Raw genomic sequence first — 26,443 nt, forward strand, 5'->3', positions numbered from 1 at the left:
TTATTATGCTGGCAAACAGATTGCTAAAATATTCCCTGAGAGCAACAGTAGTGACATTTTTTGGACTGGGGTCGTTGGGCTTAATGGCGGCACCGGCACTGGCACCCGACCTGAGCGGTGTCACCATCACCATGGGACAACAGGGCTCGGAAACCGAGGCTATCTTTATTGCCTCGGGAGCGTTCGCTGATGCACCCTATAAAATTGATTACGCCACCTTCTCCAGCCCCAGCGACACATTGACCGCACTGGGCAGCGGTAAGATTGATATTGGTAATAATGTCGCTCAGTGGACAGCCACCCAAGCGGCGGCGGCGTCAAACCTGCCATGGACCGCCGACACCGCCCCCTACAAAAACATTCTGGTTAATGCTCCCGGAAACCCGGAAAAATTCGACCGTTTCGTCATCGCTGCCTCGGCTCAGTCGGGTATCACGGATATCAAGCAGGCACGCGGTAAGATTTGGGGCATACTGCCTGGCACATCGGGCCAACTGTTCGCCGCCAAAGTGTTGGAGAAAGAGGGGTGGACATTTAAAGACATCTCGTCAGCCAATCTTGATTCCACCAATCAGGCTATCGCCCTTCAAACCGGCAATGTCGATGTGATTTTTAACCCACGCGACAATCTGATTGCTTCGTTATCTCGCGGGGCGAAAGTACTCGGTGAAGCCCATCAGTTTGATTTCACCGTCTATACCGGCTATTTAGCCAATGTGAAATCGCTGAATAACCCCGCCAAGGGCGCCGCGTTGCGCGATTTTACGCTGCGTATCATCCGTTCAATGGACTGGTTTGTGCAACATCCCAAAGAAGCTCAGGCGGCGCTGGTCAAGTTTCGCAAACTGACGCCAGATCAGGCAAAGCTGGTCTGGGAATATACCCGCGTGCTGCCACAAGTGCCTTCAGCGGAGATCGCTAACTACTCTCAGCATCTGGCGGAAACCGCTGTGAAATTCGGCCTGCTGAAAACTAATGTCGATGCCAAAGCCCTGCTTGATGACCGGTTTGCGGACGACATCAATAAAACGCTGGCCGATAGTCATTATGTCGATCATCTGAATGCTTCTTACCGCCAAGAATGACAGGTTACCACTTTAAGGGAAACTACGTGACACTAATAATTGCCGCATATACCGCCGCACCGGCGGAGAAGAACGATGCCAGAATCTACTACCAGCACCTGGCGACGGTTGAACGCGCCGGGGGAATGGAACTTTCCTGGAAAGAACAACATACGGCAACAGAGATTGCTGAGTTGTTGGAGATGGTGCCAGACCACTGGGTATTCACCCTGAACGCTATCCAGGCTACTGCCCAGGCCTGTGCGAAAGACCCACGCTTTGGGCTGGCATCCCCGGATGAAGCAGGCCGCCGCGCTGCGGTCGACCTGGTGGGGCGCATCGCAGCCACGGTAAAAGAGATCAATCAGGCTGCCGGAAGAACAGTGATATTGGCTGTTGAATTGCAGTCGGCGCCGGGTTTCGGTAATCGTACCCATATTGCTCAGGCCGATGCCCTGGCCCTTTCGCTGCAAGAGGTGGGGCAGTTTGACTGGCAGGGGACCGAAGTGTTGCTGGAACATTGTGATGCCTGGGTACCGGGGCAAACGGCAGCCAAAGGCTTTTTACCCCTTAACGAAGAATTGGCGGTTCTCAAGAGCCTGGGCTACCCCCATATCGGCATCAGTCTGAACTGGGGCCGTTCGCTGCTGGAGCTGCGCGATCCTGACCGGGTGGGGGATCACCTGATTGAAGCCCGCAATAGCGGTCTGCTGCGCGGTTATACCTTGTCCGGTGCGTCCGGGGTGGATAACGCTGTAGGCAAAGCGTGGGCAGATTCCCATCTGGCATTTAAAGAGCTGCCCGATGCGGCGTATGCCGAACCCAACTCGCTGATGACGCTCGAACATGCCCGACAAACCGTGCGTGGCGCGGGCCAATTGCTGTTCCTTGCAGTGAAGACCAACTGGCCCGCCCCCCGGACATCCCCAGTTGAACGTGCTGCATCGGTTATCGCCAATTTCCAGGCGGTGGTTTCGCTGCTGGATGAAGCTGTGGCCAATAATGTCGATCCACTCGCAGCCAGCGTGACCTCCCACTCCAACGCTTGTTAACTCCAGGAAACAGACATGTCCCAATACATAAAACCAAGACTGGCCGTGGTCGGCAGTAGCCATTTTCATCACAAATTTTACCGTGCCACCATTGCCCGTGATGCTGAAGTCGTCGCTTATTCCGACCCCGAACCGGCCAAAATTGAAGAGGTACGGGAATTTTACGGCGATACCGGCCATTTGGACTGGCGTGATTTACTGGATCCCGCCTTGCGTCTTGATGGCGTAATTAACCTGGCCCCGCACGATGAAATGAAAGAGGTCTCGCTGGCCTTCATTGCGCGCGGTATTCCTGTCATTTTGGAAAAACCCGGTGGTATCAACGCGGCGGAAGTCAACGAGATACGCCAGGCCGCCGACAAGGCCAATGTTCCGGTTGCGGTAGCCTTTATCCAGCGAGCCGGGCACCTGTGGAGCAACTTGCAAAAGCTTGGAAAACTGGACTACGCGACCTTCCTCTTCCAGTCGGGCCCGCCGGAGCGTTACCTCAACCAAAGCCCGTGGATTTTGCAACAAAAGCACGCCGGTGGCGGCAGCTTTATCAATCTGGCGGTGCATTATATCGATCTGTTTTTGCAAGCAACCGGTGCCACCTCGTTGCAGGTCCAGGCACAGTCCCAGCGTCGTCTTTCGCCAGCCTACGACGTGGAAGACCGCATGACAGCGCTGATCACCACCCCCGAAGGCGTGTCGACTGTCATTGAGGTGGGCTACATTTTTCCCGCATCTCCCGACGTGCGCTATCTTTCATACTCCGCCCGGGGTGAAAACGGCTTTCTGGCGATTGATCGCAATGGCGATATTGCCTTTACCGCAGCCAATGCCAGCGCCGAAGTCACCAATACGAATGTCGACTCCGGCCCGCTGACCACCATATTTATCGAAGCGGCGGTTGCTGGAGTGAAAAATGGCTTCCAGGGCCTGGCCGGTATTGCCGATTTACATCGCACCATGCAGGTTGTGGATGCGGCCTATCAAAGTGCCAAAACAGGCGCGGCAGTCACCATCGATATTGTTTAACACCATTATGAGGCTGGCCGATGGCTGAGTTAAAAATTACCAATGTGAGGGCCATCTGTACTGCGCCGGAAAATCTGAACCTGGTAGTGGTAAAAGTGGAGACCAGCGAGCCGGGGCTGTATGGTATTGGTTGCGCCACCTTCCCTCAACGCGCACTGGCGGTAGCGGTGGCGATTGATGAGTATATCAAGCCTTTCGTGGTCGGGCGCAATCCTGACGAAATCGAGGATATTTGGCAGGCGGTGTATTACAGTCCGTATTATCGCTGCGGGCCGGTATTAAACAATGCGCTCTCGGGACTGGATCAGGCGCTGTGGGATATCAAAGGTAAACGAGCCGGTATGCCGGTGTATCAATTATTCGGCGGTAAGGCGCGCCAGGCGGCCGATGTCTATGTGCATGTGAAAAGCAGTGATCCGGCTGAGCTGGTTGATCTTGTACGCCAGCATATGGCGTCCGGTTTTCGCTATTTCCGCTGCCAGCCGATGTCACCAGATCGGCTGGATATGCACCAGCCGTGCTGGGAGCCACGCCCCTATTGTCAGGAAGTGCCGCGGTTGTTTGAACACCTGCGCGCCGAACTTGGCTCGGAAATAGAGTTGTTGCACGACGTACATGAGCGGCTGTCGCCGATTCACGCTATTCAGTTGGCCAAAGTGCTGGAGCCATTCGATCTGTTTTTTATCGAAGACCTGTTCGCGCCGGAGGACGATGACTGGCTGCGTACTTTACGCAGTCAAAGCGCTATTCCTGTCGCCAGCGGTGAGTTGTATGTTAATCAGCGCGAATATTTGCCGGTCATCCGCGAAAGATTGATTGATTATATTCGCGTGCATGTGTCGATGATTGGCGGACTCACACCAGCCAGGAAACTGGCGATCTTCGCCGAGTTTTTCGGCGTTAAAACGGCCTGGCACGGCCCGGGAGATATGTCGCCGGTCGGGCACTTGGCGCAGCTGCATCTCGAATTGGCCAGCAGTAATTTCGGTATCAAAGAGGCTCACCTGTTTACTGAACGCACCCGCGAGGTGTTCCCAGGCAGTGCCGAGCTGCGTGATGGCGCGCAGTGGGCGAGTGACAAGCCGGGGCTGGGTATTGATATCGATGAGGCGCTGGCGGCCAAATATCCGTTAATCGATCATCCCTATGGTGGGGCGTGGCCCGAGGTGCGCCGACTGGACGGTACGATCTTAAGGCCCTGAACACCGCCCGGAGCACGCCCATTTGGGGGGTAACTCGGCTATTTCCCTTTGCACTTTGCAGGAGCGACAGTGATAAGCACACCATTAATCTCGGCAGAAGCGCTTAAGCGCCTGACAGGTAAAGCAGACCTGATGATTTTCGACGCTTCATGGTATATGCCTGCCGATAAGCGCGCTACCCGGAAAGAGTATTTACGCGGCCATATACCTGGCGCGCAATTCTTTGATATCGATGAATTATCCGACCATTCGACCGACTTGCCGCATATGCTGCCTGCTGCTGCCGATTTTGAACATGTGCTGCGTTTGTCAGGACTTAAACAGGGGCAACCGGTAGTGGTGTACGACAGCGCCGGAATATTCAGCGCCCCCCGGGCATGGTGGATGCTGAGGACGTTTGGTATCAGCCAGGTCGCCGTACTGGATGGGGGGCAGCCAGCCTGGCTGGCGGCGGGTGGGACACTGGAAGAGGGGCAGCCCGATGTGGAAACAGGTGATGTGAGGCTGCAATCTGCAGGGGAGCGGGTCTGCGATCTGGATGCCATCAGACGATATCTGGTGTGCGGCGAGCGTCAGATTATCGATGCCCGCGCCGCGGCGCGCTTTACCGGCGAAGCGGCTGATCCCCGCGCTGGCGTAGCGTCTGGTCATATCCCCGGCAGCCGTAACCTGCCTTTTAGTCAATTACTGGAAGCGTCCGGGCATTTTAAAGATCCGGCGGCGTTGCGCGATGCCTTTATCACTGCTGGCGTGGAGCTGGACAAACCCCTGACCGCCTCATGCGGTTCGGGCGTAACGGCGGCCGTTCTCCTCCTGGCGCTGACAAGGCTGGGACATTCTGATTTGCAACTGTACGACGGCTCCTGGGCCGAATGGGGTGTCCATCCGGCCACCGAAAAAGCCCTCGGTCCGGCATAAACTGCCGCGCAACCGTTGAGGGCTGATTTTGTAGCATTCAGCAAGTATTCTTGTAATTAACCGTTTTATTTATAATATTTACGATGATATCTCGGATTCGCAACGCCTTTAAACGCCTGCATGATCCCGTCGATATTATTGCTCAGTGTGTCTACTGGGAGCTGGTGAGTGGCGGCCTGAAAAACAGTCAGTGCAACTTTGGGTGGTCTACTGCCGTGAATTTGACAGAACTTTATTTTTTTAATTTTTCCACAGCTTCCCTGCTTTTTCGGACAAACTCTCCCGCATCAGGTTGACGCTGAGCTAACTGGATAAATAACAGATCGATGATGAGAAGTTGCGCATCCCGCGCAATAATTGAGGACACTCGTGCCTTTTCTTCATCGGCAACGGTATACAGGCTGATGTCTGCCAAAGCCGATAAGGGATTATCTGCTGGTCTTGTTATTGATATCACTCTGGCACCCTGTGCTTTTGCAACATCGGCAATCGCTGTGATTTCACGGCTGGAACCGGAATATGACAAGGCCAGCAGGACATCCTGCGGATTCATAGTGGATGCATTGGCTATCTGAATATGACTGTCCCGATCATGCACCGCTACCCGGCCTAATTTGAGCAGTTTGAACTGAAAATCTTGCGCAACGAGTGATGAAGAACCCACACCGGAAAGATAAATGCGGCGAGCCCCATCAAGCATATCCAGAGTCTGTAGTATTACGGGCTCACTGTTAAGCTCAATGGTCTCCCGCAGGCAATGCAATTTACCGCCCAATAGCTTCAGACAGACATCTCGCAGAGAATCGTCGGTGTTGATCGTGCCATGTATTCCTTCCGGAGTAGATAAATCCCGTCGGGTTACAGCTTCATTGACCGCCAGCTTCAATTGAGAAAACCCATCCAATCCCTGTTTTTTACTGAACTTCACAATACTGGATTGGCTGGTGCCAACTGCCGCCGCCAGTTCAACGGAAGTGAGCTGGCAGACCTTATCAGGCTGCTCCAGTATAAAACGGGCTATCTCCTTTTCACGCAGTGTCATATCGCAAATAGCCGCAGCAATTCTGGTAAGAATGGTCATGGAACTCCTCTCTGTACACGACCCCTTCTGGCGTGATCCTTATTATTTCACGTTTGCCATACAGGTTAAAAGTCACACACCGCAATGAGGCTTGTTACCTGAGTGCGACAAAATTTCAAGCCTGATAAGAATATCATATTACAAATTTACATAATTTATGAATAATTTATTTTTAAACAGTCAGGTAAGACCCCCTGAATTTAACCGATCTTGCTGGCTTTAAGGTGGTGCAAGTGAAAAGTGAACTTTATCTGGCTCTGATGTCGGGAACCAGTCTGGATGGCGAGGACGCCGCCATGATGGATTTTTCGGGCAATAAACCCACCATTGTGGCTGCAAGCTTCATCGAAATGCCTGAGTATCTGCGGGAAGGGCTCACATCTTTATGTCTGAAGGGCGAAACGATGGCGAACTCGACCACCGTCTGGGGCTGCTCTATGCTGATGCCGTCAATAAATTACTTGACGAACAGGGCATTGATGCATCAGAAGTGCGCGGAACCGGCTGCCACGGTCGGACGGTCTGGTATCCACCGGCGGGCGATTTTCCGCTCGCAATGCAAATTGGCGATGCAAATATTATCGATGCCCGCACGGGTATCACGACAGTGGCTGATTTTCGTCGCAAGGATATGGCGTTCGGAGGACAGGGCGCGGTTTAGTCTTACCCGGCTTACCGCTATGCTACCTGGTTGGTCCATTGGGACAACGACAGACTACGGCCTGGACGTTGATTATGTTGAGGCCGTCGCTTTCGCCTGGCTGGCATATCAGCGCATCAACAATCTTCCGGGAAATGTTCCATCTGTTACCGGCGCTTCTCAGGCTGCCATCTATTCAGCAGAAAATTTCAATAACATCAGGAAATTAACATGACAGACACCAATCTTCTTCATGTCCTTGACTCACTGGTCTCCGAGAAACGTAACGACAAGACAGTAAATATCGACGTCCTGTCGGGTCAAAGTATTCTCACCTTGATCAATGACGAGGATCGTTTCGTTTCGCTGGCTATCAAAAATGAACTGCCGGCAATTGCAGAAGCAGTCGATAAAATTGTTAGTTCGTTCCGGACAGGCGGCCGGCTCATTTATCAGGGAGCGGGTACCAGCGGGCGTCTCGGCGTATTGGATGCATCTGAATGTCCACCGACTTTTGGTGTGTCACCGGATATGGTCGTTGGCCTTATTGCTGGGGGTGAACATGCTCTGAGAAATGCAGTGGAAGGTGCTGAAGATGATACCCAGGCTGGTATGGATGATTTACGCAATATCGGCCTGAATAGACGTGACACGCTGGTCGGAATTGCGGTGAGCGGGCGAACTCCATATGCGCTGGCAGGCCTTCGTTACGCGAAAGAGGTTGGGGCTGGCACGATATCGCTGACATGCAATCCGGATTCAGCTATGGCGCAGGTTGCCGATATCGCCATTTCTCCTCTTGTAGGCCCGGAAATTCTGACTGGATCAACCCGTATGAAGTCAGGATCCGCCCAGAAAATGGTACTTAATATGCTTTCCACGACCAGTATGATCCTGATCGGCAAATGCTATCAGAATCTGATGGTTGATGTGCAGGCCAGCAATGAAAAATTGCGCGCTCGTGCGGTCCGGATAGTCATGCAGGCTACCGGCTGTGAGGAGTCGCAAGCAGTTTCCACGCTAGTTGCCGCAGACAACCGCGCAAAGCTTGCCATCATGATGCTGCTCAGCGGTCTTGACCGTCGCGACGCAGAGCATCTATTGATCGAGGCTGATGGCCGACTCAGAGATGCCCTGACACGACAGGCTGACTGACTTAATTCGAACGATGTTCCACACAAGAGAGCGGTAATGCAAAATTCAAATACAGCAGTTTTAGCGGTACAGAAACGTGCTCTGGTCGCCGGTTCAGTAGGTAATTTCATTGAGTGGTATGAGTTTGCAGTCTACGGTTTTCTCGCTACCGTCATCGCGCAGAACTTCTTTCGCCTCGGGGGAGACGCTGAGCTGACGGGGATTATTCTGACATATGCATCTTTTGCGATAGCGTTTTTCTTCAGACCTCTGGGAGCAATCGTTTTCGGAAGGATGGGCGATCGGCTGGGGCGCAAACCAACGCTCATATTCGTGCTGCTCATGATGACACTGGCGACCACGGCAATTGGCCTGGTGCCGACATATGCAAGCATCGGGATAGCGGCCCCTCTGATCGTCACTGCATTACGTATCCTTCAGGGACTGTTTGCTGGGGGAGAATATGGTGGCGCTGTTTCACTGATGACTGAATTTGCTCCCCGTGGCAAACGAGGCCTGTTTGGAGCATGGCAGTCGCTTACGGTGGCGCTCGGCCTGCTCGCTGGAGCTGGTATCGTTGCGCTTCTATCGACACTACTCAACCCGGAGGATTTACATTCTTGGGGATGGCGGATTCCGTTTTTTCTCGCATTACCCATGGGCGCAGTGGCCTTGTGGTTACGCCTCAGCATGGAAGAAACGCCTACTTTTGTCAGGCAGCAGCAGAAAAAAACATCGGAGATATCTCTTCCGACCAATACAGGGACTGGGGCAACGTTCAAAATAATTCTGCTGGGTATCAGCCGTGTTATGGTCTGGTCAGCAGCTGGGTATACTTACCTGGTCATTATGCCGACTTACCTTCAGTCATCGCTACATACCGGTTTTAACACGGCCCTGTTAATCGCCGTCATTTCGAATTTGGGCTTCGCGGCGACGATTATTCCGGCTGGTCTATGGAGTGACAAAATTGGTCGCCGCAAAGTGATGGTTATGGCTGCCTGTCTACTATTGATTCTGGCAATGCCGTTGCTAAAGATCCTGCAGGCGGAATCATCCACACTTGTTGTAAAAGGTATCGTGGTCTTTATTGCCGGTGGTATTGTTGGCCTTCTTGCTGGACCCGGGCCGGCAATGCTTTCTGAGATGTTTCCAACGCGGGTACGTTATACCGGTCTGGGCCTGGCATACTCGCTGTCAAATGCCGTTTTTTCAGGCTGTGCAGGCCTGATTATTACCGGTCTGATTAGCCAGACGGGAAATATAGATATTCCGGCATGGTATGTGATGATAACAGCATTGGTAAGCATACCGGCTCTCATGACCCTCAATAAAAACGATCATCTACGTTCTCTTGACGAGTTCCCGGATAGCCTACCTGAACGGTAGCAGATCTGGAGCATGAGTTTGTCTGCTGCGTAACTGAAGTCGGGTCTGAAGGTTAATAGAACGAAAAGGGGCGCTGTTGCAAAGAGAGGAAAATAGTAAACCTATCGCCACATTTTGCTGAGGGAGCAGCGCATGAGTCCTTTCCATGGGCTTCACTTTCAGCTCGAAATCATCCTGGGGACGGTACGCTGATGTTGCCAATATAGCATCATCTATGCTGTCGTGCTGCAGTATCAGTCCCGCAGGCGGATGACGACTTCCAGATTGTTACCATCTGGATCAAAGATGTACGTTGCATAGTATTGTGAAAGATAATGCTCACGAACTCCCGGTTCGCCATTATCTTTCACGCCCGTACGACTAGATTCCGTTTGCCAGGCTGCCCCTTATTATGACCTGTGTGATTTTCTATATTGCTTTACTGTGCAGGTAAAAATATAGTTAGCTTCCTATTTTATTGAGGCAATATCTGTGCAGACTCCTGTGGCGGTTAGATCAAGAAAAAAAAATCAGATGCGGGTGACGGTAATGATGGGGTGGCAACACCGCCGTTACCGTGCCTGTGCGGACCAGCGTCTTGCTCACCTGGGGATGTCCTCCGCGCTGGGCTGGCCGCTGATAATGATTGGCCGTCACCCTGAAGGGATTCGCCATGGTCAGTTGTCGAAAGAGCTTGGCATCCTCAGCCCTTCATTACTGCGCCCGATGAATCAGTTGATTAAGTGTGGGTTGGTTGTTCGTGAGGATGATCCCACTGATAAAAGGGCCAAAATCTTGCGGCTAACAGAAAAGGGGCATGCTAACAGCTTACGGATAGAAGCATTGCTTCATGAGCTTCGTGATGAGTTGTTTGTCGATCTGAGCGATGACGAGCTGGAAAGGTTCTCTCGTTTTATGGAGTGTATGGGAAAACGTCTGGATGAACTGTCCTTGGGCCTGTTGATTGGGTAATAACGCATAATGAATGTCTGGCCAAGACCTTTTTTTAGCACGGGAGAAATGATCTATTCTCTCAAATCCTTTATTGCCGCAATGCTTGCGCTTTATCTATCCAGTCTGGCGGGCCTGCCGAACACGTTCTGGTCGCTAATAACAGTGTATGTCGTCAGCCAGCCATGGGCTGGAATGGTACGCTCGAAAGCAGTTTACCGCGTCGCAGGGACGTTTATCGGGAGTTCGGTGGCAATTTTTCTATTACCACCGCTTGTTCAGTCCCCGGAACTTCTGTCAGCCGCTTTGGCTTTATGGGTTGGTCTGTGCGTTTTTATTTCTCAACTGGACAGAACTGCGCGCTCGTATGTCTTTATGCTGGCAGGGTATACTGCAGCCTTTATTGCCTTTCCTGGAGTGGTAAAACCTCAGACCATTTTTGAAACCGCCGTCACACGTGTTGAGGAAATTTTCATTGGTATCATGTGTGCGACGCTGGTGCATAGTGTGATATTACCGGCAGGATTAACCGTACCGATACTGGGTTCTCTGGATAAGTGTCTGAATAACTGCATAAGCTGGATGCAGTCCATCTTCGGTAATGACCCTCACATGCCGCAGACGATACGAAGTGAGCCCATCTCTTTATCAATGGACATTGTCCAACTACGCCTGCTTTCCACCCACATCCCTTTCGACACCACGAATTTAAAATGGACGGCGATGGCCGTTCAGGCAATGCAAAACCATATTGCCGCGTTACTCCCATTGCTTTCTGCCACAGAAGACCTGATCCAGGCGCTGCGGAATGATGAAGGGGAATTTCCGGATGATGAGACCAGGATGATGATATTGTTGCAGCAATGGCTGTCAGGATTGAGCCAGGAATTGGCCTCTTCCCCGGGAAACCAAACAACGATCCCGACGACATCACCGATACTTTTACAAGCGATGCACTGTTTGACGATCCCGGACACTCCTGCGCCAGACGAAATCTGGCAGACGGCAGTGCGCATTTCTCTTCTTGATCATCTGGCTCGGCTTGATCGTCAATGGCAGCAATGTATCACTTTACGTAACGACATTCTGAAAGGCCTTCAGGATGGTAAAGCACCGCGCTACCGGGAAGCAGCGGCACGTTCATTCCATTTGCACCGGGATAAAGGTGTGGCGATGCTCTCTGCTATAACGGCTATTATCGCCGTGGCACTAAGTTGCTTTATCTGGATTATGACGGGCTGGCCCGATGGTGCGACCGCCGCCATGATGGCAGCAGTTTTCTGTAGTTTTTTTGCCTCGATGGATAACCCCGTTCCGCATATTACGGGGTTTATTAAATATACCGCCTGGTCTTTTCCTTTTGCCGTGCTCTATATTGTTGGATTGCTTCCGCTGGTCAACGATTTTGCGATGTTTGTGCTGGTTTCCGCGCCTTTCTTTCTCATCACCGGGTGTTATACCGCACGTCCGGCGACTATCGCTCAGGCGCTTCCTTTTCTTTTTGGCGTGGCAGGAACGCTGCTGCTGCATGACTACGGTACCGCTACGTTACCGGTAGTGATAAATACTTTTGTCGCTCAACTTATTGGCACATGGATAGCGGCCGCGGTAAATCAGTTGATGCGGACGCTTAGCAGTGAATGGAGTGTAAACCGCATACGCCGCAGCGTCAGAAAAGAACTGGCGGTACTGACAACCGCTACCCGCATCCATCAACGTGCATTTATGGTACGAGCGGTAGATCGTACCGGCCTGATCGCAGCACGATTGGCGCAATATGATGATCTTGACCGTGCAACGACAGCCCAACAGGCTCTCCGGGATTTGCATATCGGTACAAACCTCATCACTCTGAGGCAGGCCAAGAATCACCATTCTATTGCTTCCATTTCTGCGCTGTTGTCTGCCCTGAAAGGTTACTTTCTGGACGATGTCTATGGTCGTTCAACACCATCAGAAAACTTGCGCAGGTTTACAGACACCTCACTCATGGCGCTCTTTCAGTTATCACCGAAGTCAGGGCAATGGCAAGCCAGTATCAGCGCCATTGTGGGGATTCGACATAATTTATTCCCGGATGCCGGGCCGGAATTATTGACCAACGGAGAGTGACTTTATGGCTGGCGAAGTCAGTATTTACGGCGTCTTTTTCCCCCTTATTCAGTTGCAGGGGATTGTGGCGTTAGCGTTTTTTTTTCTGATGCGAAAAGCGATGGTTCGTACTGGCGTGTATCAGTGGGTGTGGCACCCGGCTTTGTTTGATATCGCCTTTTACTGTGTACTGCTTTTCATTGTGTTCAAACTGACTGATTTTATGAAATAGCAAAATAACATTATGAAAAAAAACAATATGTCTTTCCGTTCCTTTATCCGCATCAGCATTACGTTATTACTCTGTCTGCTGGGTGCATGGGGAATTCGCCAGATATGGGATCACTATGAACTGGCGCCATGGACCCGGGATGGCCGTGTTCGCGTTAATGTGGTCGTTATTGCACCAGATGTCTCTGGCCTGGTTAATCGTGTTGCGGTGACGGATAACCAGCATGTCAATGCCGGTGATTTACTGTTTGTGGTAGATCATTCACGTTATGCACTTGCAGTGGAACAGGCGCAGGTGGCATTGACCTCACGAAAAACGGTGATGGAGCAGGCTCGACGGGAATATATGCGTAACCAAAATCTGGGCAAACTGGTGCCAACAGAAGAACTTGAACGTAGCAGAATGAAATACGATCAGTCAGTTAATGATGTTAACGGCGAACAGGTTATGTTGAAACAAGCGTTGCTGGATCTGCAACGTGCGGAGGTTAAATCGCCGGTAAGCGGACGCGTCACCAACCTTGATCTGCGTAGCGGTGGCTATGCAACGAAAGGGAAACCTGCACTGGCCGTGGTTGATGAAAGCTCGCTGTATGTGGAAGGTTATTTCGAGGAAACCAAACTATCCCGTATCCATATCGGCGATGCGGCCCGGGTTATTCCGATGAGCGGCGGTCCGGCGATCCACGGTGTCGTTCAAAGCATTGTCGCCGGGATAGCCGAGAGGGATCGCTCAGTGGGAAGCAATCTGCTGCCAGATATCAACCCAACCTTCAACTGGGTGAGGCTGGCACAGCGTATTCCCGTGAGGATCAAACTTGATCTTCCTGAAAATTTTTTGCTGGTTGCCGGACAGACGGTCACTGTTGACGTGGATAACAAACCCGGTACGTCGACTTCAGAACATAACGAGAAACAGTAATGGCAACAATGTCATCATTTTCCGTCAGTTATATCGACAAAACGGGTTGTATGCGTCGCGTCTTGCCTTTACTGGTCTCACTGTTACTGGCGGGTTGTAGTTTTTCAGCTATCGGGCCTGATTATAAAAAACCTGATACCCCGTTGCTACACCAGGCGGCATCCAGCGGGCTGATGACAGAAACTCTGCCTTCAAAGTCGGTTTCCGACGCGGTACTACCGCATGACTGGTGGCATCTGTATCAGTCATCCGAACTGGATGGGTTGATTCAGAAAGCGCTCCGACATAACCTGGATTTGCGTACGGCCTTGTACAGCCTGATGCAATCGCAGGCCGCACTCAAAGAGGTGGAAGGCCAACAGCAACCGCAATTTGATATCAACGTGCAACCCTACTATGGTCATCCCTCAGGATTGTCGGCGTTGCAGCCGGGTTATGTCCCACCGAACACCTGGCATTATACCTCGGGTTTGCAGCTTTCCTATCAGATTGATTTGTTTGGCCAAATTAAACGAGCGATTGAGTCATCACAGGCGGAGAGTGAAGCAGCGAAGGCAGCTTATGATTTGGTAAAAGTGAATGTAGCGGCAGAAACTGCCCGCGCCTGGACAGATGTTTGTGCTGCTGGCGTTCAACTTCATACGGTACAACAATCGATAGATTTACAACACCAGTCGGCCCGTCTTACGGAACAACTGGTTCAGGCTGGAAGAGCCGGGGAACTGGACAATATCCGCGCTAATGCGCAGGTTGCCAGTCTCGAAGCATCTCTGCCTCCATTGCAGGCCGAGCAAGAAAATGCATTTTACCGCCTGGCCACGCTGACCGGAGACTTACCTGAAAATCTGCCATCCCGTATCAGAAAATGTGCGTCCCTGCCGGCGCTGAAAAAACCGTTACCTGTGGGTGATATGCGCGCACTGTTGGCGAGACGGCCGGATATTCGCCAGCGGGAACGCCTGCTGGCCGCGTCAACGGCGCAAATTGGCGTCGCCATGGCCGATCTCTATCCTAAAATCGCTTTAGGTCTTACCACCAGTTCGGCTGGTTTCATGCACGGAATGGGTGAACAGGACACCCGCGCATGGAGTTTTGGACCACTCATTTCCTGGACCGTACCGAATACCGGTGAGGTTCAGGCGCGGATTGAGGCTACGCGTGCAGGCGCAGGTGCCGATTATGCCCGTTTTGAAAAAACAGTATTGACCGCACTGCAGGAAGTTCGTACAGCGCTTAATAATTATGTACAGGAACTCCAACGCCAGAACTCACTGAAACAAGAGGTTGCAGCGCGTCAGAATGTGGCGGAGCAAACCCGACTCCTCTATACCCATGGAAAGAGTGGCTATCTGGATGTGCTGGACGCTGAGCGTACTCTTGCCGACAGTGAACTGGCATTAGTACAGTCTGCCGGGAAGCTGAACAGCGACCAGATTGCGTTGTTCCTGGCACTTGGCGGCGGATGGTGATACAACAAATAATCCTTTTCACTCTCTTACTCAGAATGAGTAACAGATTGAGTTTGCAAGTCATTACAAAGGTGTTGCTACGGAGAACGCGCGCCGCTTCTCAGACGGTTCTTTCGCATGAAGTCGTAGTTATATGGCACTTCTTCCGCAAGCAATGCCATCCGTTACCATGGTCAACCGAAGTTGGTATCCACTGGTAAACGCGGGGGCGAATACTGCAGCCCTCGCAGCGCTTAATACTGGCTGGGAAGACGATGAACCTATTAAGGACAGACAGTACAACTTTAGCTGGTCTGTTGTCATTGATGCGACATAACCGATTTTTTGAATGTCAGCTCATTTAATCACTGTTATATTGTTTAAATGGTAAGTGTTTCACGCTGTATTGATCCTGTTCAAGTTTCATTCGTCCTTCCTGCGTAAACCTGCAGCATCTCATCATGGGATATGTCTGCCGCCGCATAGCTTTTGCTATACAGGAGGTTGCCTCCTTACGAACTTTGAAAAAGTGCTCGTTTTGCGATGTCGGCCTATATATAAAATGCGATATAAATCACGCTTGCTGTATTTTTTATGAACTCATTCGGGCGAACAAACTCTGACAGGTATTGGGAATGATAAATTGTATCTTATTGGAAGGAGTCTGTATGTATCAGATTGATTATAACACTTATCGCTCAGTAAAAGGATTCAATCGCCGCGTCCGTTTTCTGGTAATGCATTATACCGCTCTTGATTTTGAAAAATCGATTATTTCACTGACAGGTTCTTCGGTCAGCGCCCATTACCTTGTTCCGGACCCTTCCGATAAAACATATATAGATGCCGGCTTTAAAAATATGCGGATTTTTAATTTAGTCGATGAGGATGAACGTGCATGGCATGCCGGGGTCAGTTCGTGGGGCGGTCGAAGTAATCTTAACGATACATCAATAGGAATTGAGACGGTTAATTTAGCTACCGATAATAATGGGGTATTCACATTCCCTCCCTATAATCCAACCCAGATTGATGCAATTAAAGCATTAGCAGTAAATATCCTTCAGCGCTACCCGGATATTACGCCTGCCAATGTCGTCGGACACAGTGATATTGCCCCCGGACGAAAAAGCGATCCGGGTTCAGTTTTCCCATGGAAAGAACTTTACACAGCCGGAGTCGGGGCATGGTTTGATGAAGAAACGAAGGATAAATATGCTGCGCAATTTTGCCACTCGTTACCTGCGAAAGATGATATCACAGGAATGTTGAAACGGTATGGCTATGATACATCTGGTTCGGGAAGTGATGTCGGTTACGCTCAGTTACTCCGGGCATTTCAGTTGCATTTTCGCCCCTGCAATTACAGCGGTCAGTTGGATACTGAAACTGCTGCGATCCTTTATGCACTAGTGGAAAAATACAAATGAGGAGATGCATATTATGAACAAATTTATTAGGGGGGGATGGAGCCCGGAGAAACAAAACAGACCAGACAATGCTCCCGACTTTAAAGGAAAAACTCTTTGGGTCTATGGGGGGGCTCACCTGACGGAAAGCCTTCAGATAAAGATGAAGTGTTGAGGATTGCTGAAGCTACTAAAAGCCGGGGCTGGGATGGTGTTGATTTTGATGATGAATGCAATATGAACATTGCTTTGGCCGTTGAGGCAATGCAGCAATTAAAAAAATGCCAGAAAGACACAAGCTTTGGTTTTATTTCCGGATATTCCTACAATCATCCGACTACAGATAATGGTAATAAATTAAACGAAAAGATTAAGAAGCTAATAAAATCTGGTCTGTGTGACCGTTTTATCCATTATTGTTACGCTTCTGCCATGTGGAGCAGAGAGGACATTGCCAGCAATGTTATTCCTGCTTTAAAACGGACGTTAGAGCACGGTGCCGAAAAAAAGGAATGTATACTGGCCCTGACAACAAAGGGGTTAACTGACTGGAATTTAAATTATTTCATCGAACAGGTGCTGGATTTTAATCTTGGTGGGTTGTTCATCTGGAAGTATGATGATTTAAAAGATGTGCATTATAAAATAATCAAAGACAGACTGTGGAATTAGGAAATAAAATTCTGTCGCATTAATGATAGCAGGTTGACAAAAGTTTCTTTTCCTTTTTTTACACAGTTGGCAGGGTAAAACTGCTCCGTCGGGAGGACAGCTCGTCCCCACCCGGATGCTCAATTTCCCCTTACGAGTCATGTGCACCAGTTCCATGCCTGCTAATAACATCGACAGGATAATGTGGGCGTATAAACGCGTTTCGGGTCAGCGACATCATCAGGAATGTTATAAAAAACTTGACGTTACATTATGGATCTCTGAATGCGGCAGAACCTCTCCATTTTCTGTGTTAGGTCTTGATAAGACAGAGCCGTTCAGACAATAAACCTGTCCTCTTTGGTTTTATGGTGTGCTTGTTGCTATCACCTATACTCATTAACCAACATAAGTAAATATAAATATGTTAAGCCGTTTCGGTAATAACGAGCCAGTTCAAATGTGGTTCATAACTGTTTAAAAGGCGCATCGTTGCCACGCAACAAGGGGAATAAAACAACATGAACGTATCGGATCTTCTGTCTTATTGCATGGACAAACCGGGCGCGGTGCAGAGCGTACACAGCGACTGGAAAGCCACACAGATCAAAGTGGATGACGTCCTGTTTGCGCTGGTGCATGAAGTGGACGGGCGGCCAGCCGTGGCACTGAAAGCGACACCTGCGCTGGCTGATTTGCTGCGTGAAGAGCATAAAGATGTGCTGCCCAGCGAGCACCTGAACAAATCGCACTGGAGCACGGTGCTGCTGGACGGGTCGCTGAAGGATTCACAGATTTACTATCTGGTGGATGCTTCCTGGCAGCAGGCGCTGGATACTAAAACGGCGCATTGATGGCCGCTTGATCGCCCACGTTGAGGATTTGCCACCGCCGTTATGGCAGAATTTACTTCGCCTGCCAGTCGCAAATTAATTCGCCATAGAGCTTTTCAGCCTCTGCCAGACGGCTGAGCAGGCAGTATTCGTCGGTCTGGTGCGCCATAGCCGGCTCTCCCGGGCCTAAAATAATGCAGGGAGGATGGTTCAGGGCCGGAAGCAACAGTGAGGCATCGGTGAAGTAGGGCACAATCTTCGCCGCCAGTGGTTCAGGATGCAGCGGCTGGCAATGCTGATAAACACTGGCAATCCAGTCGTTATCTTCTGCGCTCAGTACTGCAGGCAGATCCACCAGAGTGGAAATCGTCACCGTCTCACCCAGCGCGGTGGACAGGTTTTGCCGGATGGTGACATGTTGCAGATTTGGCGCGGTGCGGATATCCACATCAAACTGCGTGCGGTCGGGAACGGAATTGATATTCAGCCCGCCCTGAATCCGGCCCACGTTGAGCGTCGGTTTTTTCATTAACGGATGCGGCGCTCCCGGTTCGAACTGGCGGATTTTCCCCAGCGCTTCCGCCGCCAGATAAATCGCGTTAATCCCCAGCTCCGGCATGGCACCGTGGGCCGTTTTTCCCCGGGTTTCACAACGTAGCCAAAGAGCACCTTTATGGCCGATAACCGGGTAGTTCGCGGTTGGTTCGCCGACGATCAATGCACCCACTTCCGGTAAATCTCCGCCAGCAATCAGCGCTTCGGCACCGTCACAACCGGTTTCCTCACCGCCGGTGATCAGAAGAACCACGCCTTTGCCTGCACGGATTGCGGCCTGATGAGTAACGCAGGCTACGGCGAAGGCAGCGACTGCCGCTTTCATATCACTGGAGCCACGCCCGTACAGGCGATTGTCGACGATGTCGGCCCCAAAGGGGGCGTGCTGCCAGGTCTGATTGCCCAGTGGCACCGTATCCAGATGACCGGTAAAGGCCAGCGGGCTGCCAGCCTGGGTTCCCGGCATGCGGGCGATCAGATTACAGCGATCTTCGTCAAAGCTGCTGAGGGTGACTTCAAAACCCTGGTCACTCAGCCATCCGGCGAAAAAGGCCATGCAGGCGGCCTCATCGCCGGGGGGATTGATGGTGTCAAAACCCAGCAGGCGCTGTGCCAGTTGCAGAGTTCGATCTGCCATCAGGCTTTCTCCGTCAGCCAGTCCAGACAGTTAATCCACAGCTGGCGATAGCCCGGCCACGCGGCGAACTCATTTGGCAGCCAGTGAGCGGACATGTCGCTGGTCCACACCAGCGAGCGGCCCTGCTGAAATTCCCGAACGGCCAGCAGTGGATATTCAGTTCCGGCGACCGTCGCCAGCAGTTTCCCTCCGGGCTGCATTTCGACTTCGTTATAGCCCAGCAGCCATGGCCAGTCGCCAGAAATCTCGCTGAAAACTGCGTGTGGTTCCCTGATTTCCGGGTAAATCCCTTCCGGTGACTCAATGCGGTCATCCCAGGGCAGGCAGCGCACTGGCAGCACTTTTTCTACCGGAGTATTGCGATAGCGTGCGCCACCATTAATTCCCTGGAAGCTGTAATAGCCACCAATCATCATCAGGCTGCCGCCCGCCGCCACATAGTCATGGATCAGCGCCAGACGGTTCGGCGTGCGCTGGCTTTTGAGCCAGGTATCCGGGTGCAGCAAAAGCGTATTAGCCCCGATGTCGGAGAGAATAATGGCGTCCCACCGCTGTAGCTCAGCCAGCGTCAGCGGAAAACTGACCGGCGCTTCATGGGCTGGCATATGGGTAATGGCGTAATCGCTGTCGGCCAGCGCCGCGAGGAAATCAGTCGCGCCGTTGTGCCAGGTAGCGGTGGCGAACTGGTCGAAGCCCTTAACATGGGTGGAGGTGCTGGTCCAGGATTCTCCGACCAGCAGAATTTTCTTTTGCATCACACTCTCCCTTTACCCGCCAAACACGCGCTGCGGGTTAGCAATCATTAATGTTTCAAGCTGCCCGCCGCTGACGCCATGACGGCGCAGGCGGGGAACAAAATGTTTAAGGATGTAGCCATAACCATGGCCGCCGTAGCGGGTGAGCATGGTTTTCAGGAACACGTCCTGCGACAGCAAAATCTGGTGAATGAAGCCGTCTTCAATCAGCTCGCAGATGGCGCGGGCATTCTCTTCGTCCGAAGGGGACTGTGCGGATTCATCAGCGTAGTAATAGCTCATGCCAATCATGTCGTATTCGAGGAAGGCCCCGCGCTGCGCCAGTTCCCGCTGATAGGTTTTGTCGGCAAAGCTGGGGTTCATATGGCACAGGACGGTATGGCGCAGATCGGCCCCTTCCTGCTCAAGGATATCCAGTACCTTATGCCCCAGTCGTTCCCAGCCTGGCAGATGCACCTCAATCGGCACGCCGGTAGCGGCACTGGCTCTTCCCGCCGCGCGCAGCGATTTCTCTTCATCGGCGGTGAACCGGCTGGAAACGCCGATTTCGCCGATCAGTCCGGCAATCACTTCTGGTTTTTCCTCCGCGCCGCCGACGTCGTAAATCAGCTTCTGCGTCAGTTGCTCAACGGTGATGGTTTTCACCCACTCCGGGTGTGAAGGCTCCAGATACAGCCCGGTCCCCATCACGATATTCAACCCGGCAAGGCGTGAAATCCGCTGCAGCGCCTTCGGGTCGCGGCCGATGCCGATATTGGTCGGGTCGATAACCGTTTCACCGCCCAGTGCGCGGAACTTCATCAGCTCTTCAATCGCCATATCGGAGTCAAATAGCTGGCAGTTATCCCGGCTCATCAATGGGTTAAGTGACAATTCCCCGAGATTCTCAATCTTTACCGGCATCTCGGCCACATGACGATCGCTGCAACAGCAGGGAGGGACCCATTTGCCCGAGGCATCCAGCAGAATGTGTTCGTGCATCAGCGTCACGCCCATCTCACCCAGCGGCATTGGTCCCAGCACGGTCATCACATGGCCGCTACGGACTCCAACCGGCAGCGGATCGGCATGGCGAAAAATCGATCCTTTCATCGGCTATCCTTTCGACGGCGTTCGCGCCGGGTTGAGAATGCGGGTGTTCAGCCAGATCGCCAGCAGGATGATGGTGCCGGTGGCAATCTGGGTGTAGAACGGCGAGATATGCGAGAGGATCAGACCGTTCTGGATAATGGCGATCGACATCGCGCCCAGCAGCGTACCGATAATGGTGCCGAAGCCACCAAACAGGCTGGTACTGCCCAGCACCACCGCGGCGATAACCTGCAGCTCAAAGCCTTCGCCCTGGTTAGAGGAGCCGCTGCCAAGACGGGCAGTGATGATCATCCCCGCCAGCGCTGCCGCCATCCCACTGATCATGTACACGCGCATAGTTACCGCTTTGGTATTGATCCCGCTGCGGCGCGCGCCTTCGGCATTGGCACCGATTGCGGTGACGTAGCGGCCAAAACGCATATGATTCAGTACGATATGACCGACAATCAGCACCACAATGCCAATCAGCGCGGGCATCGGAATGCCAATAACCCAGGCTCGCCCCATAAACGTGAACGCACTGTCAGCAGGGATGGGAATGGAATAGCCCTGAGTGATCAGCAGCGCCACGCCACGCACCACCGCCAGCGTTGCCAGGGTGACGATAAACGCCGGTATCCCCTCGTAGGCGATGAAAAAGCCGTTGACCGCCCCGACCAGCGCACCCAGAAGCAGGCCGCCGATCAACACCACCGGCCAGGGTAATCCCCAGTTATTCAGTGCGATAGCCGACAGCGCCCCGACCAGCGCCAGCGTGGAACCGACGGACAAATCGATGCCGCCAGTGGTGATTACCAGCGTCATGGCAGTGGCAACAATCAGCAGCGGGGCACTCTGACGGATGATGTTCAGCCAGTTAGTGCCGCTGAGAAAGTTGCTGGTGATAAGCCCAAACACCACGCAGCAGAAGATAAAAAACAGCGCGATGCTGACCTCACCCGAATGGTTGTGCAGCATGCGGCGCGGCAGCGAGTGCCGAATGACACGGGAACCGCTTAAATTGACCATACTCATCCTGGTTACCTCAGTGCGCGGCAGCGGAATGCGCGGTGAACTTTTCACCCACGATCAGGTTAACGATGTCGCCAAGGCTGGTTTCCGTCACCTGGCGATCGGCTACGTTGGTGCCTTCGTACATCACCATAATGCGGTTGCAGACCAGGAACAGATCCTGCAGCCGGTGGGTAATCAGGATCACGCTGACGCCTCGTGCGCTGACCCGGCGGATCAGTTCCAGCACCGCTTCCACTTCGGCTACCGCCAGCGCGGCGGTCGGTTCGTCCATGATCAGCACTTTCGGTTCGAACGCGGCTGCACGGGCAATGGCAATCGCCTGGCGCTGACCGCCGGAGAGATTACGCACCAGCAGACGGGTATCCGGAATTGAAATTCCCAGCCCCTTCAGCATCTCGCGGGCATCAGCATGCATTCTGGCCTGATCGAGAAAGGGAATGCCGAGCACATGTTTCATCGGCTCGCGGCCCATAAACAGATTACCCGCCACGTCGACGGTGTCGCACAGCGAGAGATCCTGATAAACCATTTCGATATGGCAGCGGCGGGCATCTGCCGGGTTGGTGAAATGCTGCTCTTCGCCGTCAATACGGATCGCGCCGCTGGTGGGCACGACTGCTCCGGAAAGCACTTTGGTCAGGGTGGATTTCCCTGCACCGTTGTCGCCGACCAGGCCGAGAACTTCGCCCGGAGCCAGCTGCAGGTTGACGCCGCGCAGCGAACGGATCGAGCCGTAAGTCTTGGTAATGTTGACCATTTCTACCCGCGCGGTGGCAGGCTTAAGCTGTTGCATTATGGACTCCCATCGCCAGACAGTTGGTGGACGGTGATGCCGGAGAAAAATGTTCCGTTGCTCGCGGATTACTTCTTGTAAACCGGTTTACCTTGGCAACGGAACCGTCTCCATCTCCATCTGCATCTGGACAAAGCAAATATTTGTTCGCCGGGATAAGCAAAGCAGCTTCCATGCCAGCACTGGCGCGATGAGGGAGTCGGTGTTTCTAACCTGCTGTAAACACATCAGATAATTTTAAATGTACGTGTAAACCGGTTTACTAAGCAGCGCCAGAGGACTCAGTGCTGCTCGCTTTTTGCGCCATTTTTGTGCGCAATTTGCGCCATTTTGGTCAGTATTAACGTGACTGAATGGAGTCGCGACCGACCCAGGTGACGGGCAGGCGGGTTTCGGCGGGTACATTTTCTTCGCCGTTTAGCAGGCGGAGCATCAGGCTGACGGCCGTCCGGCCCAGCTTCCGTGCGGGCTGGCGGATAGTGGAGATCCGTGGCTGGGTAAAATCGGCATAGCTGGCATCATCGAAGCCGACCAGTGAAAGCGACTCCGGCGCGCTCAGGCCCAGTTCACGGAGGCCATCCAGCAATCCGAGCGCTAAAAAGTCACTGGCGGCGAACACGGCTGTGGGGCGGCGGTCGCGGCTGAACAGCTGGCGCAGCGCCCGCTGGCCGAACTCGCGCTGATAGTCACCGTACATCACCCACTCTGGCGGGCACTGTAAACCGGCCTGCTCCAGAGCGGTGCAAAATCCCTGATAACGTTCGCGCACGCTCATCAGCTCGTCAGGCCCGCCGATAAACGCGATATCGCGGTGACCCGCAGCAATCAGCTGCTGTGTGGCGAGCATGCCTCCCTGGACGTTGTCGGCAAATACTTTAGGTACGCGGCTGCCGGGAATATCTTCATCCAGCAGGACGATGCGCTGATGACGCTGAATTTCCTGACGTAACAGCCCGTTATCCGGGCGGTTGGTGGTGAACAGCAGGCCGTCAACCTGGCAGGTATCCAGCCAGCGGATGAACTGGCTCTCTTTTTCCGGATTGTTGCGGGTGATACAGAGTACCAGGCTGTAACCGTGCTCAAAGGCAGCTTCTTCAGCCGCATCCGCCAGTTCCGCAAAGAACGGGTTGGTGATATCCGGCAGCACCAGCCCGAGCGTTTCGCTGCCGCCTTTGCTCAGGCGTCGGGCCAGACTGTTGCCGCGATAATCCAGCTGGCTGATGGCTGATTCAATTCGCGCAATGGTCTCCTGCGGCAGGACGATGCTGTTGTTCATGTAGCGGGAAACCGTGGCCTTTGACAGCCCGGCAAGCGCCGCCACATCGGATAACAGAATGCGTTTTTTAATCATCATTCACGCCACGTCAGAGAAGGAGGGATATCTGTAACATAGTTAAGCGCCGCTGTTATAGCACTTTCTGATGACGGAACGCAGTAGAAAAATAGCGCTTGACAAAAATACGGCCACGGAGAATTGTAATAGCCAGTTTACCTGCACCACCGGGGAAGCGATTCCCAACCGACAACGAGCATTTTATCCAGACGCCGAAACGGACCGGCCGTCAAAATGTCTCCTGGCGGCCTTTGCTGACAATCTTCATCTATTTATGGGGTTGCTCAGCCTTCAGTCTGATATTTGTCCTGCCAACAAACTTTCTGCTCAGTGTTTTCCGACTGTGGCAGCGCTCAATCCCAATGAGGACAATGATGATGGTATTTAACACCGGAAAATTGCGCATCGTAGCTCTGGCAACTGCATTATTGGCATCGGGCAGTTATATAAGTGGTGCGATAGCTGCGGCTCCCACTTATGCATTAGTCCAGATTAATCAGCAGGCCCTGTTTTTTAACCTGATGAATAAAGGCGCACAGGATGAAGCCAAAGCCAGCGGTAAAGATCTGGTAGTGTTCAACGCTACGGATAATCCGGTGGCTCAGAATGATGCGATTGAAAACTATATTCAGCAGGGTGTGAAAGGTATTCTGGTGGATGCGATTGATGTTAACGGCATTATGCCTGCGATTAAAGAAGCGGCGGCTGCACATATTCCGGTGGTGGCTATCGATGCGGTGTTACCGGCTGGTCCTCAGGCGGCCCAGGTTGGTGTCGACAATATTGAAGGCGGTAAAATCCTCGGCAAATTCTTCCTCGATTACGTGAAGAAGAATATGGGTGGTAAAGCGCGGCTGGGCATCGTTGGAGCGCTAAACTCGGCTATCCAGAACGATCGTCAGAAAGGCTTTGAGGACACGATAAAAAGCAACAAGCAGATTACCGTGGCTGACGTGGTGGATGGCCGCAATATTCAGGATAACGCCATGACGGCGGCGGAAAACCTGATCACCGGTAACCCGGACCTGACGGCGATTTATGCCACTGGTGAGCCGGCACTGCTCGGTGCTATTGCCGCAGTGGAAAACCAGGGACGCCAGAAGGATCTCAAGGTGTTTGGCTGGGATCTGACGGCAAAAGCCATTAGCGGTATTGATGGTGGTTACGTGGCCGCCGTGCTGCAGCAGGACCCGGAGAAAATGGGTACTGAAGCGTTGAAGGCTCTTAATGCCATCACTTCTGGCAAAACCGTGCCGAAGAAAATCCTTGTTCCGGCAACTGTCGTAACCAAAGCGAACGTTGACCCGTACCGTTCGCTGTTTAAGTAACTCCGTTCCGGTCCCTCTGTTGAGGGGCCGGTTTCGGTCAGCTCTGAAGAAGAGCAGCCAGTTCGTATCGTTGAGGGAAGGCGCTCCAGGTGCCATGGCGGCTGACGGTTATCGCCGCAGCTTTGCTGGCGTGAGTGAGTGCTAACATATCAACAGGGGTTTGACGCAACAGAGCAGAGGCCAGCATCACGGCGAGGAAGGTATCGCCCGCACCGGTGCTGTCAACCGCCTGCACGGGTTCAGCCGGGCAATGCAGCTGCTGCTCAGCCGTCGTCAGCCCGGTACCCTGAGAACCGTGAGTGATCACTAACGTTTTAACACCAGCAGGCTGCAGTTCGGCGGCTTCTGGCTGGTTCAGGACGGCAATATCCACCAGCGGCCAGAGCTGAGCGAAGGCTGGCTTGGCCGGTGAAGGGTTAAACACGGTGGTCATGCCACGTGCTTTTGCCAGCTGAAACAGGTCACGGGTTTTCTCAAAGGAGAAATTGCCCTGTTGCAGCAGAATATCGCCGGGTCGTGCCTCAGCCAGAGTCCTGGTGATGGTTTCCAGGCTCAGAGAGTCTGCCGCGGTGGCGGTGGTAATAATAGCGTTATCACCGTCGGCACTGTTGAAAATAATTGAGGTATCACTATGGCAGGGTAAACAGAAATCAGGCAGTAGCTGCAACGGTTCAGAAATTATCTGTTCTCTGATCCAGCTGCCATTGCTGTCATTTCCCGTCGCGGCTATTAATGTAGTCGGAATGCCGCAGCGGGAAAGTATAATTGCCTGATTCGCGCCTTTGCCGCCGATATCTTGTGAAATTTTATGCCCATGAATGGATGATCCTTTTGTGGGAATATCGGCTATCGCCCAGCTTTCATCGACGGTGATATTACCGGTGACATAAACACGCATAGTGTTTCCTTAAACAGGATTAA

General features: G+C 52.6%; 26 protein-coding genes and 1 pseudogene. 19 read left to right on the top strand and 8 right to left on the bottom strand.

What is annotated here, in order from left to right:
* Window positions 1-5 precede the first annotated feature (5 nt).
* From AC3Y5R_RS18020 to AC3Y5R_RS18045, 6 genes and pseudogenes are all read left to right on the top strand, one after another.
* The gene (locus tag AC3Y5R_RS18020) at window positions 6-1,085 is read left to right on the top strand and encodes an ABC transporter substrate-binding protein (protein WP_489922454.1); all 1,080 of its coding nucleotides are present in this window, start codon (window positions 6-8) and stop codon (window positions 1,083-1,085) included.
* A gap of 26 nt (window positions 1,086-1,111) precedes the next feature.
* The gene (locus tag AC3Y5R_RS18025) at window positions 1,112-2,116 is read left to right on the top strand and encodes a DUF4862 family protein (RefSeq protein WP_489922455.1); all 1,005 of its coding nucleotides are present in this window, start codon (window positions 1,112-1,114) and stop codon (window positions 2,114-2,116) included.
* 15 nt (window positions 2,117-2,131) lie between these two features.
* On the top strand, window positions 2,132-3,136 hold the full coding sequence (locus tag AC3Y5R_RS18030) for a Gfo/Idh/MocA family protein (RefSeq protein WP_489922456.1): 1,005 nt from the start codon (window positions 2,132-2,134) through the stop codon (window positions 3,134-3,136).
* Between the two features lie 20 nt (window positions 3,137-3,156).
* Complete coding sequence (locus AC3Y5R_RS18035) at window positions 3,157-4,338, top strand: enolase C-terminal domain-like protein (protein ID WP_489922457.1); 1,182 nt, start codon at window positions 3,157-3,159, stop codon at window positions 4,336-4,338.
* Window positions 4,339-4,407: 69 nt separating this feature from the next.
* Window positions 4,408-5,256: a 3-mercaptopyruvate sulfurtransferase gene (gene sseA / locus AC3Y5R_RS18040; RefSeq protein WP_489922458.1), complete on the top strand. Its 849-nt coding sequence runs from the start codon at window positions 4,408-4,410 to the stop codon at window positions 5,254-5,256.
* Window positions 5,257-5,342: 86 nt separating this feature from the next.
* Window positions 5,343-5,420, top strand: a pseudogene (locus AC3Y5R_RS18045) (IS6 family transposase); the annotation flags it as partial.
* 68 nt (window positions 5,421-5,488) lie between these two features.
* On the opposite strand, the gene AC3Y5R_RS18050 reads toward AC3Y5R_RS18045, so the two are convergent.
* Complete coding sequence (locus tag AC3Y5R_RS18050) at window positions 5,489-6,337, bottom strand: MurR/RpiR family transcriptional regulator (RefSeq protein ID WP_489922459.1); 849 nt, start codon at window positions 6,335-6,337, stop codon at window positions 5,489-5,491.
* A 233-nt stretch (window positions 6,338-6,570) separates the two neighbouring features.
* On the opposite strand from AC3Y5R_RS18050, the gene AC3Y5R_RS18055 reads away from it, so the two are divergent.
* The 11 genes from AC3Y5R_RS18055 to AC3Y5R_RS18105 all read left to right on the top strand — a co-directional run bounded on the left by AC3Y5R_RS18055 (window position 6,571) and on the right by AC3Y5R_RS18105 (window position 18,036).
* Window positions 6,571-7,212 carry an anhydro-N-acetylmuramic acid kinase gene (locus AC3Y5R_RS18055; RefSeq protein WP_489922460.1) on the top strand — a complete coding sequence of 214 codons (642 nt, stop codon included), beginning with the start codon at window positions 6,571-6,573 and terminating at the stop codon, window positions 7,210-7,212.
* Entirely contained in the window at window positions 7,209-8,132 is a 924-nt protein-coding gene (gene murQ, locus AC3Y5R_RS18060) for an N-acetylmuramic acid 6-phosphate etherase (protein ID WP_489922461.1), read from the top strand. The genes AC3Y5R_RS18055 and murQ overlap by 4 nt, the downstream gene beginning before the upstream one ends.
* Window positions 8,133-8,168: 36 nt before the next feature.
* Entirely contained in the window at window positions 8,169-9,500 is a 1,332-nt protein-coding gene (locus AC3Y5R_RS18065) for an MFS transporter (protein WP_489922462.1), read from the top strand.
* 528 nt (window positions 9,501-10,028) lie between these two features.
* On the top strand, window positions 10,029-10,451 hold the full coding sequence (locus AC3Y5R_RS18070) for a MarR family winged helix-turn-helix transcriptional regulator (protein WP_489922463.1): 423 nt from the start codon (window positions 10,029-10,031) through the stop codon (window positions 10,449-10,451).
* Between the two features lie 48 nt (window positions 10,452-10,499).
* Window positions 10,500-12,542 carry an FUSC family protein gene (locus AC3Y5R_RS18075; RefSeq protein ID WP_489922464.1) on the top strand — a complete coding sequence of 681 codons (2,043 nt, stop codon included), beginning with the start codon at window positions 10,500-10,502 and terminating at the stop codon, window positions 12,540-12,542.
* A gap of 4 nt (window positions 12,543-12,546) precedes the next feature.
* A complete protein-coding gene (locus AC3Y5R_RS18080) occupies window positions 12,547-12,753 on the top strand; it encodes a DUF1656 domain-containing protein (RefSeq protein WP_489922465.1) in 207 nt (68 codons plus the stop codon).
* 12 nt (window positions 12,754-12,765) lie between these two features.
* Window positions 12,766-13,674 (top strand): HlyD family secretion protein, encoded by a 909-nt coding sequence (locus tag AC3Y5R_RS18085; protein WP_489922466.1) that lies wholly within the window; start codon window positions 12,766-12,768, stop codon window positions 13,672-13,674.
* A gap of 50 nt (window positions 13,675-13,724) precedes the next feature.
* Window positions 13,725-15,143, top strand: coding sequence for a TolC family protein (locus AC3Y5R_RS18090; RefSeq protein ID WP_489922531.1), 1,419 nt, complete (start codon window positions 13,725-13,727; stop codon window positions 15,141-15,143).
* A gap of 647 nt (window positions 15,144-15,790) precedes the next feature.
* Window positions 15,791-16,552 (top strand): N-acetylmuramoyl-L-alanine amidase, encoded by a 762-nt coding sequence (locus AC3Y5R_RS18095; protein ID WP_489922467.1) that lies wholly within the window; start codon window positions 15,791-15,793, stop codon window positions 16,550-16,552.
* A gap of 96 nt (window positions 16,553-16,648) precedes the next feature.
* A complete protein-coding gene (locus AC3Y5R_RS18100; RefSeq protein WP_489922468.1) occupies window positions 16,649-17,203 on the top strand; it encodes a hypothetical protein in 555 nt (184 codons plus the stop codon).
* Between the two features lie 500 nt (window positions 17,204-17,703).
* Entirely contained in the window at window positions 17,704-18,036 is a 333-nt protein-coding gene (locus AC3Y5R_RS18105) for an MmcQ/YjbR family DNA-binding protein (RefSeq protein WP_489922469.1), read from the top strand.
* Window positions 18,037-18,088: 52 nt separating this feature from the next.
* Here the strand turns inward: AC3Y5R_RS18105 and AC3Y5R_RS18110 are convergent, their stop codons facing one another.
* The 6 genes from AC3Y5R_RS18110 to AC3Y5R_RS18135 all read right to left on the bottom strand — a co-directional run bounded on the left by AC3Y5R_RS18110 (window position 18,089) and on the right by AC3Y5R_RS18135 (window position 24,215).
* Window positions 18,089-19,207, bottom strand: a complete 1,119-nt coding sequence (locus tag AC3Y5R_RS18110; protein WP_489922470.1) for a M20 family metallopeptidase — start codon at window positions 19,205-19,207, stop codon at window positions 18,089-18,091.
* On the bottom strand, window positions 19,207-19,962 hold the full coding sequence (locus AC3Y5R_RS18115; RefSeq protein WP_489922471.1) for a glutamine amidotransferase: 756 nt from the start codon (window positions 19,960-19,962) through the stop codon (window positions 19,207-19,209). The genes AC3Y5R_RS18110 and AC3Y5R_RS18115 overlap by 1 nt, the downstream gene beginning before the upstream one ends.
* Before the next feature lie 12 nt (window positions 19,963-19,974).
* Window positions 19,975-21,054 carry a phosphotriesterase family protein gene (locus tag AC3Y5R_RS18120; RefSeq protein ID WP_489922472.1) on the bottom strand — a complete coding sequence of 360 codons (1,080 nt, stop codon included), beginning with the start codon at window positions 21,052-21,054 and terminating at the stop codon, window positions 19,975-19,977.
* Window positions 21,055-21,057: 3 nt separating this feature from the next.
* A complete protein-coding gene (locus AC3Y5R_RS18125; protein ID WP_489922473.1) occupies window positions 21,058-22,068 on the bottom strand; it encodes an ABC transporter permease in 1,011 nt (336 codons plus the stop codon).
* Between the two features lie 10 nt (window positions 22,069-22,078).
* Window positions 22,079-22,825 (bottom strand): ATP-binding cassette domain-containing protein, encoded by a 747-nt coding sequence (locus AC3Y5R_RS18130; RefSeq protein WP_489922532.1) that lies wholly within the window; start codon window positions 22,823-22,825, stop codon window positions 22,079-22,081.
* A 376-nt stretch (window positions 22,826-23,201) separates the two neighbouring features.
* Entirely contained in the window at window positions 23,202-24,215 is a 1,014-nt protein-coding gene (locus AC3Y5R_RS18135; protein WP_489922474.1) for a LacI family DNA-binding transcriptional regulator, read from the bottom strand.
* 67 nt (window positions 24,216-24,282) lie between these two features.
* On the opposite strand from AC3Y5R_RS18135, the gene AC3Y5R_RS18140 reads away from it, so the two are divergent.
* Together AC3Y5R_RS18140 and AC3Y5R_RS18145 are read left to right on the top strand one after the other, a co-directional pair.
* Window positions 24,283-24,582, top strand: a complete 300-nt coding sequence (locus AC3Y5R_RS18140) for a hypothetical protein (RefSeq protein ID WP_489922475.1) — start codon at window positions 24,283-24,285, stop codon at window positions 24,580-24,582.
* On the top strand, window positions 24,569-25,522 hold the full coding sequence (locus AC3Y5R_RS18145) for an ABC transporter substrate-binding protein (protein WP_489922533.1): 954 nt from the start codon (window positions 24,569-24,571) through the stop codon (window positions 25,520-25,522). Before AC3Y5R_RS18140 ends, AC3Y5R_RS18145 begins: the two co-directional genes overlap by 14 nt.
* A gap of 37 nt (window positions 25,523-25,559) precedes the next feature.
* Here AC3Y5R_RS18145 and AC3Y5R_RS18150 read toward each other — a convergent pair whose 3' ends face one another.
* On the bottom strand, window positions 25,560-26,420 hold the full coding sequence (locus tag AC3Y5R_RS18150) for a PfkB family carbohydrate kinase (RefSeq protein ID WP_489922476.1): 861 nt from the start codon (window positions 26,418-26,420) through the stop codon (window positions 25,560-25,562).
* Between the last annotated feature and the right edge of the window lie 23 nt (window positions 26,421-26,443).

This window comes from Erwinia sp. 009765445, from assembly GCF_058137865.1.

Coding starts and splice junctions, on each gene's coding strand:
- AC3Y5R_RS18020 (WP_489922454.1), top strand. CDS start 6: ATGCTGGCAAACAGATTGCTAAAATATTCCCTGAGAGCAACAGTAGTG.
- AC3Y5R_RS18030 (WP_489922456.1), top strand. CDS start 2,132: ATGTCCCAATACATAAAACCAAGACTGGCCGTGGTCGGCAGTAGCCAT.
- AC3Y5R_RS18035 (WP_489922457.1), top strand. CDS start 3,157: ATGGCTGAGTTAAAAATTACCAATGTGAGGGCCATCTGTACTGCGCCG.
- AC3Y5R_RS18050 (WP_489922459.1), bottom strand. CDS start 6,337: ATGACCATTCTTACCAGAATTGCTGCGGCTATTTGCGATATGACACTG.
- murQ (WP_489922461.1), top strand. CDS start 7,209: ATGACAGACACCAATCTTCTTCATGTCCTTGACTCACTGGTCTCCGAG.
- AC3Y5R_RS18065 (WP_489922462.1), top strand. CDS start 8,169: ATGCAAAATTCAAATACAGCAGTTTTAGCGGTACAGAAACGTGCTCTG.
- AC3Y5R_RS18070 (WP_489922463.1), top strand. CDS start 10,029: ATGATGGGGTGGCAACACCGCCGTTACCGTGCCTGTGCGGACCAGCGT.
- AC3Y5R_RS18075 (WP_489922464.1), top strand. CDS start 10,500: ATGATCTATTCTCTCAAATCCTTTATTGCCGCAATGCTTGCGCTTTAT.
- AC3Y5R_RS18080 (WP_489922465.1), top strand. CDS start 12,547: ATGGCTGGCGAAGTCAGTATTTACGGCGTCTTTTTCCCCCTTATTCAG.
- AC3Y5R_RS18085 (WP_489922466.1), top strand. CDS start 12,766: ATGAAAAAAAACAATATGTCTTTCCGTTCCTTTATCCGCATCAGCATT.
- AC3Y5R_RS18090 (WP_489922531.1), top strand. CDS start 13,725: ATGCGTCGCGTCTTGCCTTTACTGGTCTCACTGTTACTGGCGGGTTGT.
- AC3Y5R_RS18095 (WP_489922467.1), top strand. CDS start 15,791: ATGTATCAGATTGATTATAACACTTATCGCTCAGTAAAAGGATTCAAT.
- AC3Y5R_RS18105 (WP_489922469.1), top strand. CDS start 17,704: ATGAACGTATCGGATCTTCTGTCTTATTGCATGGACAAACCGGGCGCG.
- AC3Y5R_RS18110 (WP_489922470.1), bottom strand. CDS start 19,207: ATGGCAGATCGAACTCTGCAACTGGCACAGCGCCTGCTGGGTTTTGAC.
- AC3Y5R_RS18115 (WP_489922471.1), bottom strand. CDS start 19,962: ATGCAAAAGAAAATTCTGCTGGTCGGAGAATCCTGGACCAGCACCTCC.
- AC3Y5R_RS18120 (WP_489922472.1), bottom strand. CDS start 21,054: ATGAAAGGATCGATTTTTCGCCATGCCGATCCGCTGCCGGTTGGAGTC.
- AC3Y5R_RS18125 (WP_489922473.1), bottom strand. CDS start 22,068: ATGAGTATGGTCAATTTAAGCGGTTCCCGTGTCATTCGGCACTCGCTG.
- AC3Y5R_RS18130 (WP_489922532.1), bottom strand. CDS start 22,825: ATGGTCAACATTACCAAGACTTACGGCTCGATCCGTTCGCTGCGCGGC.
- AC3Y5R_RS18135 (WP_489922474.1), bottom strand. CDS start 24,215: ATGATGATTAAAAAACGCATTCTGTTATCCGATGTGGCGGCGCTTGCC.
- AC3Y5R_RS18140 (WP_489922475.1), top strand. CDS start 24,283: ATGACGGAACGCAGTAGAAAAATAGCGCTTGACAAAAATACGGCCACG.
- AC3Y5R_RS18145 (WP_489922533.1), top strand. CDS start 24,569: ATGATGGTATTTAACACCGGAAAATTGCGCATCGTAGCTCTGGCAACT.
- AC3Y5R_RS18150 (WP_489922476.1), bottom strand. CDS start 26,420: ATGCGTGTTTATGTCACCGGTAATATCACCGTCGATGAAAGCTGGGCG.